Consider the following 17090-nt stretch of genomic DNA (forward strand, 5'->3'; position numbering starts at 1 on the left):
TATGTATGTTAATCGGTGGAATTATCCGATTAAGCTTTAAGCTGACGCAACCACACCCTTGCTGCCTCAGCATCTAATTTAATTTGATCTTTTAGTGCATCAAATGATTCGAATTTCTTTTCATCACGTAGCTTATGTAACAACAATACTTCGAGTTGCTGGCCATAAATATCAGCGGCAAAGTCAAAAAAATGGACTTCGAGCTGTAGCCTTGTACCATTAACGGTTGGCCTTTGACCTATGTTGGCCACACCACCGAGCATATTCCCTTCTGCATTTTGAGCCTGTACAACGTACACACCCGATACCGGAGGGACACAGCGTTTAAGCGGTATGTTAGCGGTAGGAAAACCTATTGTTCTTCCTAACTTACGACCATGAGAAACACGGCCACTAATGCTATATAAGCGACCAAGCATCTGCTCTGCATCGTCCAAGTTATCAACCGCAAGCGCATCACGAATCGCAGTACTACTTACACGGACTTTGGACGTGGTTTGCGTTGGCACACAGAAGCTATCAGTACTGACGACCTCAAAGCCATATTGCAGACCCGCTTGCTGTAGCATCGCAAAGTTACCTTCACGACCTTTACCGAAGCAAAAATCATCACCAACAACCAGAAATTTAACACCCAAACGCGTAACCAACAAGTCACGAATAAAAGCTTCTGCTGATAAGTTGGCAAAATAAGTATTAAAATTGACGCATAATAAGCGGTCAATATTCAATTTACTTAGTTGTACATATTTATCACGTAACCGTGTCAAACGAGCAGGCGCTTGGTCTTTAATAAATAATTCCATTGGTTGAGGTTCAAAAGTCATCACGACTGAAGGTAAACCTAATTGGCTTGCCCGTTCAGAGACTTGGCTTAAGACTTCTTGATGCCCTAAATGCACACCATCAAAATTACCAATGGTTAACACACAGCCATGATGCTGCGGTTTAATATTACGTATGCCTCGAATTAATTCCATTGCGAGCGACTAACAACCTGTATTTTCATTGAACACGATGTGAAACCGACGGATTATATACTAATAATCTCACTTTCACTATGCGTCCATCGGTTTCGCCTAGCATCAAGATGTGACGACTTTTAAATCTTTGATACGCAAACCAAGTAATAGTGCGCTAGTTAAATAACTTACACCACCCAATCCTATCAAAAAGGTTAAGTGCATAATGCGCTGCACGGTATCCATAACGAGCCACTGCGCCATATCATCAAGCTGCCAAAGTAGAGCCATAACCATCATTGAACCTGAGATCACTAGCTTGATAAAAAAGACCAGCGTTTGACGGCTAATTTTATATACTCCAGCTAAATGCAAACCTCGATATAATAAGCTCATATTGATAAAGGCGGATAATGCGGTCGCCATAGCGAGGCCAATATAGCCATAGAACCAAGCAAAGATCGCATTGAAAACCATATTGGTGACCATCGCGATAATGCCATATTTCACGGGTGTTTTTGTATCTTGGCGAGAGTAGTACCCCGGCGCTAAGACTTTAATCAACATAAAGTTTAACAGTCCTGAGGCGTATGCCACTAACGCCATTGAGGCATTCGTTACATCACTTGGCAAAAACTCACCACGCATAAACAGCACCATCAGCATAGGTTTGGCTAAGACAATCAAGCCCAGCATCGCCGGTAAGCCCAATAAAAGCACCATACGCACGCCCCAGTCCATCGTCTGAGCAAATGAGTCACTTTGAGCGTCCGTGTGCTTACGAGACAGCGTAGGAAGAATTACCGTTGCGATTGCTATGCCAAATAGACCGAGTGGAAACTCAAGTAAGCGGTCAGCGTAGTAAAGCCAACTAATTGACCCTGTTGTTAAGAAGCTGGCAATAAAAGTGTCAAATAACAAGTTAATCTGACTAACTGAAACCCCAAATAGTGCAGGGATCATTAAAGTGCGAATCTTTACTACTCCAGGATCGCACCAGCCCCATTTTGGTTTTACCAGCACACCTGCTTTACGCAAAAATGGGATCTGGAAAAGAAACTGAACCAAACCACCTAAAAAGACCCCGATAGCAAGACCGATTTCTGGCTGCTCAATATTAGGTGAGATAAACCATGCACAGCCGATGATCATCACATTAAGAAAAACGGGCGTAAAAGATGAAACAGCAAACTGACCTAAGGTATTTAAAATCGCGCCAGATAAAGCAACGAAGGTAATAAACCACAAATAGGGAAAGGTAATCTTCAATAGCAAAGTGGCTAATTCAAATTTTTCCGCTGAAGGGCCACCATTGAGCCAATCAATAAACCACCCGGCACCAAATAAGGCTGTGATAACACCAGAGCCTAAAACGCCACATAGAGTCACGATAGAGACAATGACACCCAATGTACCTGAAGCCTTAGCAATTAAGTCTCGGGTTTTATCCATATCGCCAGCGGCATGCGATTCTGTCAATACCGGGACGAAGGCTTGAGAAAATGCACCTTCAGCAAATAAGCGACGTAAAAAGTTGGGGATTTTATTGGCAAATAAGAAAACATCGGCACTTGCCCCTGCCCCCATTAAATTTGCTACCACTACATCGCGTACTAGACCGAGAACTCGGGAAATAAGAGTCATAGCACTTACTATCATGCCGGACCGTAATAGTCGTTTACTCACAAAAACCTCAAAATTTAGTCGCTGCTATCTCATTGACTTACCATAAAGAATAAAACTGTGTGCTTTTGGCAAGCATAATTATTAGCATTGGTATAGAAATGCTGTTAGAATCCCGCCATCTTAACCGCGATGACCTTTCCTTACCAAAGTTTGTTTGGAAGAGTTGGGTTTTTGCACAAATCATTTGACATTTGAGCGCTTATGAGGGATAGTCCTCGCCCTTAAATTGTCACCGAACTAAGTTTTTGGGAGTTAGACCCTTGGCAAACAGTAAATCTGCTAAGAAGCGCGCTATCCAAGCTGAGAAACGTCGCCAGCACAATGCTAGCCGTCGTTCTATGATGCGCACTTACATGAAAAAAACTATCACAGCTATCGAAGCTGGTGATAAAGAAGCTGCAACTGCTGCACTAGTAGCTGTTACACCACTTCTAGACCGTATGGCGACTAAAGGCCTTATTCACAAGAATAAAGCTGCTCGTCATAAGTCTCGTTTCACTGCTGCAATCAAAGCTCTTTAATAGAAATTTGATTCTTCAGTAAGCGAAAAAACCGGCCTTGGCCGGTTTTTTTTTGTCTGTCATTTAGGCTAACGCTCATTACTTACAATACAAACCATGCAATAGTTCTATCATTGCTTTTACTTCTGTACTGCTCAATGAGTAATAAACTGTCTGAGCTTGTTTGCGCGTTGCTACCAATCCGTCTCTACGTAACCAAGCTAAGTGTTGTGAAAGTGCCGATTGGCTTAGCTGTAACTGGGTCGATAAATCTCCCACCGACAGTTCCTTGTCATGCAACAAACATAAAATCTGCAAGCGACGCTCATTAGCCATTGCTTTTAATAGCGTGACGGCCTGAGCTGAATTTTTCTCCATATCCTGAAGATTCATCATATCCTCTCATTTCATTATAAAATATAACGGCATTATTTATTCAAATAACTGGCTAAAGTCCGCTTCACAAATATTTTTTACAGCAGGGTGCTGGATCATACGCTCAGCAAAAATAACATAATACTCTTCTTTTAACTCATCAATCTTGCCGATAATCTGCAAGTTTGGCTGATCGTCTGCTTCATTAATATATAAGCTTGGTGCTAAAAAAATCACATCATTGTGATAATGAGAGAAGGCTTTCATTAATGCTAAGTCATCAAACTCACCTAGTATGTTTGGACTTAACCCTTGACGGTCAAACCACTGTAGTACTTTTCGCCCCATCGAAGTACGGTTACCTGGAATAAGCAGCTTATGGTTATTCAGTACTGCAGGAAAATCTTCACCTTTCACATCCCCTGTAGCAAAAAAACTCATGCTACTTTCGCCGAGCTTAATACTAAAGAGACCTGGGCTTTGACTCGAGTTGACTGGGCAATCAGATAAAATCATATCCAGTTTATGCTGAGATAATTGCTCCAATAATAATTCATGCGTCGATTCAAAGCAGCGCAAATGAATACTGTCATCTTCTGGAACTGTGCTCATTAAAATCTTACTGACTAAACGCTTTGACAACGCATCCGCCACACCGATTTCAAATAACATATTCGAGTGCTGGCTATAATTGACAATATCCAGCATCTCATAGCTTAAGCCAAACATACGATCAGCGTATTTAAAAACAAGCTGTCCTAGTTCTGTTGGCTCAACGCTACGCCCATGACGCTTGGTTAATTTTCCAGACATTCTATCTTCTAGCGCTTTAATCTGCCCAGTAACCGTCTGCGGCGTTAAAAAAAGTGCATCGGCTGCCTTTGTTACTGATCCTTGCTTACAGACCATCCAAAAATAATACAGATGGTTATAATTTAAATGAGACATATCTATTTGACCTAACCTAAAGCATCATCGTAATGATGGGATGTACCTATTAAACCTAATATGACGGATAAAATCCACCCTTTCGTTATTTCCGAAATAAAAGTGCGCATACCCCTGCATTTACCGAATTAAGTGTAATTTCATATGCTAAATATTTAAGCAATCCGGTTTGATTTACAAAAAAACAGAAAAAAAATCAATAATTTCCATAGATGAAATATATAACAATAACAATAACTTAATATGTTTATTGTTGCGCAACAATGAATAAAAACGACAAAGTCCACAAAAAAAAAGACCTGCAACTAAAATGTCATATTAGTGAAATATTTCACCTCTAACATCGCCTTCAGATTAACTAACAAAACAGAATCAGACCCAATAAGGTCAATGGAGAATATTATGATGAACCAAGCTACTACTACAGCAGCGCCAATGTCGAGCAAAGCTCGCTGGTTGCGCTGGGCTAACTTGGCATTCATGCTGTACCTACTATTACTTGCCGTTTCTATGGTTGGTAGTGGTTTTAAGATTGCTACAGGCGAACAAGCAAAAGTTTTATTTGAATTTGCCTCTCACCCTGTTGCAGGATTAATGATCGGTTTAGTGGCAACTGCCCTAATTCAATCATCAAGTACAGTAACATCTATTATCGTTGGCCTCGTTGCTGGCGGCTTACCTGTTGAAATCGCAATTCCTATGGTTATGGGTGCTAACATTGGTACCACCGTAACTAATACGATTGTAAGTCTTGGTCACGTTCGCTGTAAGGTCGAGTTTAAACGCGCCTTTGCAAGTGCTACGGTACATGACTTCTTCAATCTACTTGCTGTTTTAATCTTCCTACCACTGGAGATTATGTTTGGCATTTTAGAGAAAATCTCTCACTGGTTAGTTTCGCCTATGCTAGCGACTGGTGATATGAGCATGAAAGGGTTAGATTTCATCAAACCACTGACAGCTCCTGTTTTAAATGGCATTCAAGGTCCTTTAGCTTCATTTAGTGATACTACCGCTGGTGTAACGCTTATTATCCTAGGTATTGCGACTATCTTTGTAGCAATCACTGTTATGGGTAAATTAATGAAGAGCCTAATGGTTGGTCGTGCTCGTGACATTCTTAAGAATGCGATTGGTCGTGGTCCGCTGCACGGTATTGCTTCTGGCTCGATTGTGACTATTCTTGTGCAATCTTCATCGACAACAACAAGCTTAATGGTTCCTCTTGTTGGTAGTGGCGTTCTAAAAGTACGTGATATCTACCCATTCACATTAGGTTCTAACATCGGTACTTGTATTACCGCTCTACTTGCTGCGACAGCAGTATCTGGTGAGTTTGCTGTCTTTGCACTACAGATTGCTCTAGTACACTTAGTGTTTAATGTATTAGCCACGTTATTTATTTTCTGTATTCCATTTTTACGTGACTTACCACTTAAAGGTGCTGACTTTATCTCTGAACTTGCAGTTAAAAATAAAGCAACGGTTGTTATTTACTTAGTTTCTATCTTTGTTGTTATGCCAATTGCTGTAATTTCTGCGACAACTTAATCGATACGAACCACTCATATCGATAAAGATAAGAATACAAAAAAAGCCCCGATTATCATAATCGGGGCTTTTTTATTGCCTGCGTTCTAGCTTAACACTTTAAAATAGGTCTTAAACAGAGAACGGATACTTAATCGCTTCGTGACTCTCATAACCAATCACTTCAAAATCATCTAACGTTACCCAAGTTTCTAAATCTTCCAAACTCTGTATCTTTGGATTGATCTTAAACTGAGGCATCGCTAATGGCTCACGCTTTAGTTGAACATCTCGCATTGGTGCTAACTGATCTTCATAAATATGTGCATTCACGATTTTATGGTACGCCACGCCAGGTTTCTTGCCTGTAATTTGCGCCATGATAGCCAGGAATACATACACCTGAACTATATTGAAATTTAGCCCTAGAGGGACATCACACGAGCGCTGGGTGCTATTTAGATATAATGTATCACCTAGCAGCGAAAAGTGGTGACTGTACATACACGGGCGTAAACAGCCCATATGAAATTCACCAGGGTTGTAGAAGTTTAGGATTTCACCGCGATCATCTACGCCCTTACTTAGGTCATCAACGATTTTTCGCAGTTGGTCAATCGACCCACCATCAGGCTTTGCCCAAGCACGACCTTGAACGCCGTAAACACGTCCCATGTCATCTTCACCTTTACGAAACGGGCTATTAAGCCAGACTTCATTAAGGTTAGCATTCGCATCCCATGTTTTTGTTCCTAACCGGCGGAAGTCTTCTGCGTTATCATAGCCACGAATATAACCAAGTAACTCTGCAACTGCCGACTTCCAAAAGCTCTTACGCGTGGTAACTAATGGAAATTGATTCTGACCAACATCATAGGTCAAATCAGCATTAATAACGGTTAAACAACGCTTTCCAGTACGTTCATTTTCAATCCATACTCCGTCATCAACAATTCTCTGACACAGTTCTAAATATTGTTTCACAACGGGTTCCTTTACTAATCTATCGACTTATTGCGTCGCTTTACTATTAAATTTATAAGACCACAAAATCATTAGACCGCCGATTATAATCATAGGTGATGATAAAATCTGCCCCATTGAGATAAACCCACCAAATAGACCAAGCTGAGCATCTGGTTCACGGACATATTCAACCAAAAAGCGGAAAGTACCATAGCCCATCAAAAATAGCCCTGAAACAGAACCTAACGGACGTGGACGACGAATAAACCAATTTAAGATGAAGAACAGCACAACGCCTTCTAGAGCAAATTCATACAATTGAGAAGGATGACGCGCGAGTGGACCACCATTTGGGAATACAATCCCCCATGGCACATCGGTAACGCGACCCCATAATTCACTATTCATAAAGTTACCAATACGACCTAAGCCTAGACCAAAAGGCACGAGCGGAGCAATAAAGTCGGCAACAGCAAAGAAAGGGCGCTGATTTTTACGCGCATACCAAAACATTGCTGTGATGACACCCATTAAGCCACCATGGAATGACATACCACCGGTCCAAACTTGGAAAAGGTAGATAGGGTTTTGTAAGAATAAATCAAAATTATAAAACAGGACATAGCCAATGCGACCACCAAGCACAACCCCTAAGAAGCCAGCAAAAAGTAAATCGGAAACTTGATCGCGTGTCCAACCACTATTAGCTCGATCTGCGCGGCGATTGGCAAGCCACAATGCAAACATAAAACCAAATAGGTACATTAGTCCGTACCAACGAATAGCAATTGGGCCTATTTCAAATAAAACAGGGTCTATATTAGGAAACTGAAACCATTCCTGTGACATAAAAAGTTCTCTTCTTAGTAAAAACTACAGCAACATAGTGCTGGCAACAAACATTAAAAATACCGCAAATACTTTCTTTAAAATCGGTGTGGATATTCGAGTCGCAAGCTTTGCCCCAACCTTAGTGGTTAATACCGAGGTACAAGCAATGGCAAACAGTGCTGGTAGGTAAACATAACCAATACTGTAAGGTGGCAAATTCTGCACATGATAACCTTGCAGCATAAAACCTATCATCCCAGCTAGCGCGATAACGCAGCCACAAACGGACGATGAACCGACCGCTTTACGCATGATCACGCCATGACGATTAAGGAAAGGAACCGATAACGAGCCACCGCCAATACCCGCTAAACTCGAAATAACGCCTATCCCACCACCGTAACACATGGTTAGAGTAGGCGTTGGCATTTGAGCAGGTTGAACGTTGCGTATGGAGAGCAACATCCGCACCCCAATGATGAATATGATTACAGCAAAAATCTTAGGTAAAAGCTCTGTTGGGATCCATTCAGCAATAAAAGTACCAAAGAAGCCACCAGCAAGCACACCAGGCATCAACCATTTAATGGCAAACATATCCACATTACCCAATGCTAAATGATTGATAGCTGACGATCCAGAAGTGATAATGATGGTGGCAAGCGATGTGCCCAAAGCAATCTGCATGGTGATATCAGCTGAAATACCAAAATATGGAAGAAGGTAAAGCAGCGCTGGCACAATGACTACCCCACCACCAATACCCAGTAAACCTGCCAGTACGCCAACAAATGCGCCTAAGACAACCAACAAGCCTAATAATTCGTAATTCACTTTTACCCTTATTTGTTACCAGCTCGGATAAAGCCAGCACAACCACTTTGCTCCAAATACTCCACCATCATAGCATAGATGTGATGACCATAAGGTTGCACTAATGCTTGATTAGCAAAGTCTTTCAGTTGCTCTGTATCGGCTTGACGCAAGAGGTACTTAATGCGTGCAACATTAGAGGTATTCATACTTAAGGTGTCATAGCCAAGCCCAACAAGCAGCAGAGCACCGATAGGATCACCCGCTAGTTCACCACAAATACAAACGGGTAATTGATACTGCTGACAGGTGTCATAAATCTGCTTTAAAGCGATCAATACCGCTGGATGCATGGATTCATAGACATCCGAGACTCGTGAATTGTTCCGATCAACGGCTAATAAATATTGCGTTAAATCATTGGTACCGACAGAGGCAAAATCAATTTTATCGGCAATATGAGGAAGTAAATAAAGCATAGAAGGCACCTCTATCATAATACCCACTTGTGGCATGCTGATTTGCGGATAAATAACCTTCACCTCTTCATAGGCTCGCTGAATTAACTCTTTAGCATCATCAAGCTCTTGTGCCCCAGAAATCATCGGCAATAAGATACTTAAATTATGATGTTCGCGGCTTGCCTTAAGCATGGCGCGTAACTGAATAAGAAAGATATCAGGATGATCAAGTGTAAAGCGAATACCTCGCCAGCCTAGAAATGGGTTATCTTCTTCAATGGGCAGATACGGCAATGGTTTATCACCACCAATATCTAATGTTCTCATTACCACATTTTTATCATGAAAAGCGGAGAGTACCGCTTGATACTGTTGAGTTTGTTCTTCTTCAGATGGAAAGCGATGTTGCAGTAAAAACGAAATTTCGGTTCGATATAGACCGATACCATCAACCGCTTGTGTTATCCCACCGCTGCTGTCTGAATTGAGACCTGCATTCAAACAGATATTAATTTTCTTATCATCTTGAGTGCGGGCTTCAAGAGATAGGCTACTTTCAACCATAGAAAGTAATTCATTCTCTTCCCCCACCAGCGCTTGATACTCGGCAAGGAGTTGACCGTTGGGCTCGATAAAAACGTCACCGCTATAGCCGTCAACAATACCGAGCTGACCATGAATGGTATCTAGATTTAAGCTGACGCCCATGACCGCTGGAATACCCAGAGCACGAGATAAAATGGCCGCATGAGAGTTCGCCGCGCCTTCCATTGAAATGACAGCAAGTAACTTATCTTTGGGGATCGAGGCAAGCACAGAAGCGGTTAACTCTCGAACCATTAGGATAATCGGCTCATCAAGTCGTAACTCTTCCTGCTCGGTATTATGCAAGAAATACAGCAGCCTTTGCCCTAACTCACGAACATCTTGTGCTCGCTCGCGCAAATAGCCGTCGGACATACGCTCAAAACGATCGGAGTAAGTCTCAACGACTTGCTTCAATGCCCAATCAGCCCTATCCCCTTGCTGGATTTGAGCTTTAAGATCGGTACGTAACATTGGATCGTTTAATAAGTGTGTAAAGAGATCAAAAATAGCCAGCGCATCTTTATTGATCTCACTGTCTAACTTTTTACGCATACGACGAAAGTCACTTAACGCACTTTCCATCGCCAGCATAAGCAGTTCTTGCTCTTGTTCGATATTAACGGTAGATGCTGGGTTTACCTCTGACAGTTCAGGCTGAGTGTTATCCCACCAAAACGTGCCAATCGCAACGCCAGAAGAAGCCGCAACTCCTTTCGTTGATTGTAAATTACCTGGCGTTAATACCCACTGCCCTTGCATTTGAGCGTGGGCAATCATGACAGCAAGCTGAGCTGAAAGCGTCACAAGAAACGACTCTTCCATTTCAGTAAATAGACGAGGCGATTTTTGCTGAATAACCAGAACACCCAACACCTTTTTACGGTGAATAATGGGAGTACCTAAAAATGAACGATAAATATCTTCCCCCAATTCAGGGAAAAATTTAAAGTTAGGATGCTCTGATGCTTCATCAAGATTAAGTGGTTCAGCGCTGCGCTTAACAAGCCCGACCAACCCTTCTTGGTAATCAATATGAATAGAGTTGCCTTGTGGTTTTAAACCCTGCGTCGCCATCAACTCTAAACGTTGCATTTCTTCATTGGCAAAATAAACCGTGCAGCACTCTGTCTGCATTGCGCTGCACGTGTTTTTTACAAAGATATCTAGCGCCTCGTAGACATCTTCGACACGAGACACTTTTTCAACTATCTCCCTTAGTTGACTGAGCATGCTCTTTACCCTCTACGAACTTTTCGTTTGGTTTTCATTTTACGTTCTCGAAATGGCATCGCTAATGATGCAAATTCTTTCATCGCACGACGATAAACATCTCGTTTAAAAGACACAACTTGTCGAACCGGATACCAGTAACTTACCCATCGCCAACCATCAAACTCAGGGGTACTACCGCGCTGCATATTGATTTGAGATTCATCACAATCTAAGCGTAGCAGAAACCATTTCTGTTTTTGTCCAATACAGACCGGTTTAGAATCCCAACGAACAAGGCGCTTTGGTAGTTTATACCTTAACCAATGACGACTTGTTGCAACGATCTTAACGTCTCTCTTTGTAAGACCAACTTCTTCGTAAAGCTCCCTATACATCGCTTGCTCAGGGGTCTCTCCTTCATCAATTCCCCCTTGAGGAAACTGCCAAGAATGTTGTCCGTATCGTTTAGCCCAGAAGACCTGACCATGGTTGTTACAAATTACAATACCCACATTTAAGCGGTAACCATCGCCATCTATCACTGGCCAACCTCTTGTAAAATTTTAATTAGTCCGATTTTTCCACAGATCCCCAATATGAGCAAATTTAGTGATGTGATTTGATCGAGATTTATTCCTTTTACTTTGTATTTGAATAACTTTTGTACATGAAATTAGTTATCAACAAAAGAGTGAGACCTACTCCACATTTATACACCTTTTCTGTGAATAAGTATGTGTAGAATTATTTAACAACATGAAAGTAAGGGATAAATACAAATAAAAACAACTATCCACGCATAAATAACACAACAAACAACACAATAAAAACAACAACTTAAACTAAAACTTCCGTTATTGCATGAATAAATAAGCACGATAATTTAGCCAACAACAAGCAAGGGTAAAAATTAACCAGTTCGTATTTTATCCGTACAATAAAGGATTGAACATTAAAAACTGTCTGATTATTAACAGGAAAAAAGCATTAAATACCTGTTTATATGTCCATATAAGTCCAGTTTCTGGTTATTTTCACTCATCACCTGTGGATAACAATTAATTTAATCTTTATAGTAAACCTAACGACACAAGCTATCGACGTTTAGAGAGATGACGCGATCAAGCTCAGTTTGTTACAATGACATTTTAAAATAATGAATCGTATATGAAACCTGAACCTCAATCAGAGCAAGAACTAATCGCCCGAGCACAAGCTATTGCAGGTCTTAGTTTTCAAGAACTTGCTGACGAAGCGAACATGGTTGTGCCACCAGATCTAAAGCGAGATAAAGGTTGGGTTGGGCAATTACTAGAGTGGCATCTTGGTGCTATTGCGGGAAGCAAACCACAGCAAGACTTTCAAGATTTAGGCATTGAATTAAAAAGTATTCCGATCAGCTATCAAGGCAAACCACTCGAAACAACGTTTGTCTGCGTCGCTCCGCTTGTCGGTGTTCAAGGGTTAACGTGGGAAACAAGCCATGTGAGAAATAAGCTCTCACGTGTGTTATGGATGCCTGTTGAGGGGGAAAGAGAAATACCACTCTCAGAACGTCACGTGGGGTCACCTTTGATCTGGTCACCCTCACCGCAAGAGGAGTTACAACTTAAAACCGACTGGGAAGAGTTGATGGAGTTCATCGTACTTGGTCAGGTAGAACAAATTACGGCTAAGCATGGAGAAGTCCTGCAATTAAGACCAAAGGCTGCCAACAGTCGCGCACTAACCGAGGCTTATGGAGCCAGTGGTAAGCCAATAAAAACGCTACCAAGAGGCTTTTACCTGCGTACCTCATTTACTGCCCAACTACTTGAACGCTACTATTTATAAATGGCACTCGAACTTATAAATAGATAGCAAACATCGAGCATCGTCTATACAGGCTCTTCGACTAATAAACCATGCTTAGTCAGTAGACGATACATAGTCGCACGAGAGACTTTCAGCTCTTTTGCGGCTAAAGAAACCTGCCCTTTGTACGAATCAAGCGCTAATTTGAGAGCATTTTTCTCTGAACGTTCACGAATACTTTTCAAGCTACGCAAACCTTCATTATCTTTTGGCAGTTGTAACTGTTCCGCCTCAATAACAATAGAGTTAGACATAATCGCTACACGTTTAATGACATTTTTCAGCTGTAAGAGATTGCCTGGCCAGATATAGTTTTGCAGTTCACACATGGCTTCAAGTGAAAAACTACGTGCTGGTACATTATAATCTTGTGCGTATTGTAATAAGTAGTGGCGTACTAACAGCGGAATATCTTCACTGCGTTCTCTTAGGCTTGGGGTATCAACTCTTAATACATTAATATAATGATAAAGTTCTTCATTAAAACCACGCTCTAATAAAACGGTCTCTATCTCTTCAGAGTTGGTACTTAAAATACGTACATTTAATTTAATCAGTTTCCCACGCTTATCAATTGCAGAAGCTTGGAAAAAGTGCAGAAGTTTTGATTGGTAGCTTTGCGGTAAGGATAGAATGTTATTTAAGATTAACGTCCCCCCATTAGCTTGCTCCAATAATGACGGTTGAGCAGGATCACTGTTAATAAAGAAGTGGCTTTCTTCTTCAGAATGGTTCAAGGCGGCACAGTTTACGATGATAAGAGGTGCATTTGCTCGCTCTGACATATGGTGAATAGACTTAGCAACTCGCTCTTTTTCTGTCCCTTGCTCGCCATTAATAAAGATACTGACTTCGGTTAGACTCACCCTTCTAACTTGCTCTTTAAGGCGCTTCATAGGCATAGATTCGCCTAAGTTATCAAGGTATTGATTATCACCTAACATCGGCCAAACTTTCTTTTCTAGCTTAAGCATTCCTAACTGGTGACCAATGGTACTTAATAGTTGAGCATCAGGAATCGGCGCAGTAAAAAAATCAATGCAGAAGTTAACAATAAATTGGCAAATAGATTCAGATCCCAACTGACTCTCACGAATGAAAGCGAGCCAACGTACTTGTTTATGATTACTCACTAAATTAGCGATACCATTTAAACTGAATTCATCATGACTAAGATCGATAACACCAATACAAGGGCCTATCTCTGTCAATAAATTATCAGCAAAACGTAAGTCCGCGCACTGTGTACACTGCCAACCAACCTGCTCTAATACTGATAACCAAGGCTCATAGGTGCCACCAACCACAACAAGAGAACCAGGAATAGAATCCATTCGAAACTGAGTACCCATTTATTTTTCCTACTACTATCTAGCTAATAAAAACTCTCAACTATGCACAAACTGTTTATAAATGCATGTTGCTGTTTATAAATACATCATGTGCCATATTTAAGACTATACTTAACTTATAGTCTTAAATCTGAGATTACGCGAGAAATCCAGTGCGATGGCGATTGCTTAATAAAAGATTACATAAACAGGTTAATCATTCATAGCACAAATTAGATCTCGTGATCTATTTATTGTTAGAAAAGAGATAGAGTTAAAACTATGCGTATAAAAAAACCACCTCTAGAGGTGGTTTCTTATCAGTATCGCTAAATATAGCGCATTACTATTACACAGTGATTACTGTTGAGGACGCATCGCTGGGAACAGAATTACGTCACGAATAGTGTGAGTATTCGTAAATAGCATCGCTAGACGGTCGATACCAATACCTTGACCCGCTGTCGGTGGAAGGCCGTGCTCTAGTGCAGCAATGTAGTCTGCATCGTAGTACATCGCTTCATCATCACCAGCATCTTTCGCATTAACTTGCGCTTTAAAGCGTTCGTCTTGGTCTTGTGCATCGTTAAGCTCAGAGAAACCATTTGCTACTTCACGACCACCGATAAAGAACTCAAAACGGTCAGTGAAGAATGGATTGTCATCGCTACGACGAGCTAGTGGAGAAATATCTGCTGGGTAGCCAGTGATGAACGTAGGCTGGATAAGCTTAGGCTCTGCTGTTTCACCAAAGATTTCTTCTAGTAGCTGACCACATGTCCAGAACGTTTCAACTTCAACGTGAACAGATTTAGCAATCGCAACCATGAAGTCACGGTTTTGAATGTCCGCTTCTGTCATGTTTTGGATTTCAGCGTGATCTGGGTTGTACTGCTTGATAGCATCAAACATGCTCATGCGTGCGTATGTACCACCAAACTCAACAATTTCATCACCGTAAGGCATTGATGTTGAACCTAGTACATCCATAGCTGCTGTGCTTAGCATCTCTTCAGTTAGATCCATAAGATCTTTGTAGTCAGAGTAAGCTTGGTAGAATTCCATCATTGTGAATTCTGGGTTGTGACGTGGAGAAAGACCTTCGTTACGGAAGTTACGGTTGATCTCAAATACGCGGTCAAAACCACCAACCACAAGACGCTTCAGGTAAAGCTCAGGTGCAACACGTAGGTACATGTCGATGTCTAATGCGTTGTGATGCGTGATAAATGGACGAGCAGTTGCCCCGCCTGGGATCACGTGCATCATTGGCGTTTCCACTTCTAAGTAACCTTTTTGGCTCATGAAGTTACGGATAGAAGAAACCAGCTTAGAACGGATGATAAACGTTTGACGAGAGTCTTCGTTTACAATCAGATCAACATAACGCTGACGGTAACGCATTTCTTGGTCAGTTAGACCGTGGAACTTTTCAGGAAGTGGACGAAGTGCTTTAGTTAGCAGTTCAAATTCTTCCATGTTCACGTAAAGATCGCCTTTACCAGACTTATGCAATGCACCTTTAACACCGATGATGTCACCGATATCTAAACCGTGGTATTGCTCTTTTAGTACTTTTTGTACATCTTTAGCTGCGTATGCTTGGATACGACCAGACGTTTCTTGAATCGCTAGGAAAGGACCACGCTTTGCCATTACACGACCAGCGATCGCAACAACGTGGTTTAGCTCTTCTAGTTCCTCTTTCGTTTTTTCACCGAATTCAGCTTGAAGATCGCCAGCTAGATGCTCACGACGAAAATCATTTGGGTGGCCATTTGCTTTACAATTTTGGCGGATATGCTCAAGTTTGCTACGGCGCTCAGCAATCAGTTTATTTTCTTCTTGCTCGTTCGTTACTGTGTTTACTGGATCAGTCATCATTAAAACCTTTCGCTTTGTTCGGTGCGCTTATAACCCTGATTTTAGGCTAGCTTCGATAAATTTGTCGAGATCACCGTCAAGTACCGCTTGTGTATTGCGGTTTTCAATGCCAGTGCGTAAATCTTTGATGCGAGAATCATCGAGAACGTATGAGCGGATTTGACTTCCCCACCCGATATCAGACTTAGAATCTTCATTCGCTTGCTTCTCTGCATTTTGCTTTTGCAGTTCAAATTCAAACAATTTTGCTTTTAACTGCTTCATTGCTTGGTCTTTGTTTTTATGCTGAGAACGGTCATTTTGACATTGAACCACAATGTTCGTTGGTAAGTGAGTAATACGTACCGCTGATTCTGTGGTGTTAACGTGCTGACCACCCGCTCCTGATGCGCGATAAACATCGATACGCAAATCAGATGGGTTAATGTCGATGGCAATATTGTCATCAATCTCTGGATAAATAAATGCTGAAGCAAATGAGGTATGACGACGTCCGCTTGAGTCAAAAGGAGACTTACGAACTAAACGGTGTACACCCGTTTCAGTGCGCAACCAACCGTAAGCGTACTCGCCAGAGATACGAACAGTCGCACCTTTTAAGCCAGCTACATCGCCATCTGATACTTCTATGATTTCGGTCTTAAAGCCTTTCGCTTCTGCCCAACGTAAGTACATACGTAACATCATTGAAGTCCAATCTTGCGCTTCGGTACCACCAGAGCCAGATTGCAGATCGATATAACAGTCTGAAGCGTCATGATCGCCAGAGAACATACGACGGAACTCAAGTTTGCCAAGCTTAGCTTCAAGCTCTGCAAGTTCTGGTTCTATTTCATCGAACGTTTCTTGATCTTCTTCTTCAACCGCTAGCTCAAGTAGACCATCGACATCTTCAACACCAATATCGAGTTGATCAATCGTTGCGACTACCGCTTCTAATGAAGCTCGCTCTTTACCTAAGGCTTGGGCACGATCAGGTTCGTTCCATACATCAGGTTGTTCTAATTCAGCATTAACTTCTTCTAGACGCTCTTTTTTGGCGTCATAGTCAAAGGTACCCCCTCAGGACATTCGTGCGTTCAGACACGTCCTGCAGGCGGTTTTTGATAGGATTGATTTCAAACATTTTTGCTCATCATTTGTGAGTAG

Annotated in this window: 15 protein-coding genes; 3 read left to right on the top strand and 12 right to left on the bottom strand. The window is 41.6% G+C overall.

All coding sequences use genetic code 11. From position 1 onward, the window contains the following. Nucleotides 1–29: 29 nt before the first annotated feature. Both ribF and murJ read right to left on the bottom strand, forming a co-directional pair. Nucleotides 30–980, bottom strand: a complete 951-nt coding sequence (ribF, locus tag BCU68_RS14465) for a bifunctional riboflavin kinase/FAD synthetase (RefSeq protein ID WP_102565457.1) — start codon at nt 978–980, stop codon at nt 30–32. A gap of 105 nt (nt 981–1085) precedes the next feature. Further along, nucleotides 1086–2648 (bottom strand): murein biosynthesis integral membrane protein MurJ, encoded by a 1563-nt coding sequence (murJ, locus tag BCU68_RS14470; protein WP_102565458.1) that lies wholly within the window; start codon nt 2646–2648, stop codon nt 1086–1088. 260 nt (nt 2649–2908) lie between these two features. On the opposite strand from murJ, the gene rpsT reads away from it, so the two are divergent. Further along, nucleotides 2909–3169, top strand: a complete 261-nt coding sequence (gene rpsT, locus BCU68_RS14475) for a 30S ribosomal protein S20 (RefSeq protein WP_102523005.1) — start codon at nt 2909–2911, stop codon at nt 3167–3169. A 78-nt stretch (nt 3170–3247) separates the two neighbouring features. Here rpsT and BCU68_RS14480 read toward each other — a convergent pair whose 3' ends face one another. Together BCU68_RS14480 and nhaR are read right to left on the bottom strand one after the other, a co-directional pair. Beyond that, on the bottom strand, nt 3248–3541 hold the full coding sequence (locus BCU68_RS14480; RefSeq protein ID WP_102565640.1) for a metalloregulator ArsR/SmtB family transcription factor: 294 nt from the start codon (nt 3539–3541) through the stop codon (nt 3248–3250). A gap of 39 nt (nt 3542–3580) precedes the next feature. Beyond that, nucleotides 3581–4471, bottom strand: coding sequence for a transcriptional activator NhaR (gene nhaR, locus BCU68_RS14485; protein WP_102565459.1), 891 nt, complete (start codon nt 4469–4471; stop codon nt 3581–3583). 402 nt (nt 4472–4873) lie between these two features. Here nhaR and BCU68_RS14490 point away from each other — a divergent pair, with 402 nt between their 5' ends. Then, nucleotides 4874–6022, top strand: coding sequence for a Na/Pi cotransporter family protein (locus tag BCU68_RS14490; protein ID WP_102565460.1), 1149 nt, complete (start codon nt 4874–4876; stop codon nt 6020–6022). 111 nt (nt 6023–6133) lie between these two features. Here the strand turns inward: BCU68_RS14490 and BCU68_RS14495 are convergent, their stop codons facing one another. The 5 genes from BCU68_RS14495 to rppH are packed head-to-tail and all read right to left on the bottom strand — an operon-like array spanning nt 6134 to nt 11414. Further along, nucleotides 6134–6985 (bottom strand): thymidylate synthase, encoded by an 852-nt coding sequence (locus tag BCU68_RS14495; RefSeq protein WP_102565461.1) that lies wholly within the window; start codon nt 6983–6985, stop codon nt 6134–6136. A 27-nt stretch (nt 6986–7012) separates the two neighbouring features. Next, nucleotides 7013–7816, bottom strand: a complete 804-nt coding sequence (gene lgt, locus BCU68_RS14500) for a prolipoprotein diacylglyceryl transferase (protein WP_102565462.1) — start codon at nt 7814–7816, stop codon at nt 7013–7015. Between the two features lie 24 nt (nt 7817–7840). Further along, nucleotides 7841–8632, bottom strand: a complete 792-nt coding sequence (locus BCU68_RS14505) for a sulfite exporter TauE/SafE family protein (protein WP_102565463.1) — start codon at nt 8630–8632, stop codon at nt 7841–7843. Nucleotides 8633–8640: 8 nt separating this feature from the next. Beyond that, on the bottom strand, nt 8641–10890 hold the full coding sequence (gene ptsP, locus BCU68_RS14510; RefSeq protein WP_102565464.1) for a phosphoenolpyruvate--protein phosphotransferase: 2250 nt from the start codon (nt 10888–10890) through the stop codon (nt 8641–8643). Nucleotides 10891–10895: 5 nt separating this feature from the next. Next, nucleotides 10896–11414, bottom strand: coding sequence for an RNA pyrophosphohydrolase (gene rppH, locus BCU68_RS14515; protein ID WP_102565465.1), 519 nt, complete (start codon nt 11412–11414; stop codon nt 10896–10898). 625 nt (nt 11415–12039) lie between these two features. Between rppH and mutH the strand changes: the two genes are divergently transcribed. Continuing rightward, nucleotides 12040–12705 carry a DNA mismatch repair endonuclease MutH gene (mutH, locus tag BCU68_RS14520; RefSeq protein WP_102565466.1) on the top strand — a complete coding sequence of 222 codons (666 nt, stop codon included), beginning with the start codon at nt 12040–12042 and terminating at the stop codon, nt 12703–12705. Between the two features lie 44 nt (nt 12706–12749). On the opposite strand, the gene BCU68_RS14525 is transcribed toward mutH, so the two are convergent. The 3 genes from BCU68_RS14525 to prfB all read right to left on the bottom strand — a co-directional run bounded on the left by BCU68_RS14525 (nt 12750) and on the right by prfB (nt 17067). Then, nucleotides 12750–14078: a VpsR-related response regulator gene (locus BCU68_RS14525; protein ID WP_102565467.1), complete on the bottom strand. Its 1329-nt coding sequence runs from the start codon at nt 14076–14078 to the stop codon at nt 12750–12752. A gap of 339 nt (nt 14079–14417) precedes the next feature. Continuing rightward, the gene (gene lysS, locus BCU68_RS14530; RefSeq protein ID WP_102565468.1) at nt 14418–15938 is read right to left on the bottom strand and encodes a lysine--tRNA ligase; all 1521 of its coding nucleotides are present in this window, start codon (nt 15936–15938) and stop codon (nt 14418–14420) included. A gap of 30 nt (nt 15939–15968) precedes the next feature. After that, nucleotides 15969–17067 (bottom strand): peptide chain release factor 2 gene (prfB, locus tag BCU68_RS14535; protein ID WP_102565469.1). Its coding sequence is split into 2 segments (ribosomal slippage): nt 15969–16991 and nt 16993–17067, totalling 1098 coding nucleotides; the frame shifts between segments, so codons are not numbered across the junction. Nucleotides 17068–17090: the final 23 nt, after the last annotated feature.

It is taken from the genome of Vibrio sp. 10N.286.49.B3 (assembly GCF_002873395.1).
Classification (GTDB): Bacteria; Pseudomonadota; Gammaproteobacteria; order Enterobacterales; family Vibrionaceae; genus Vibrio.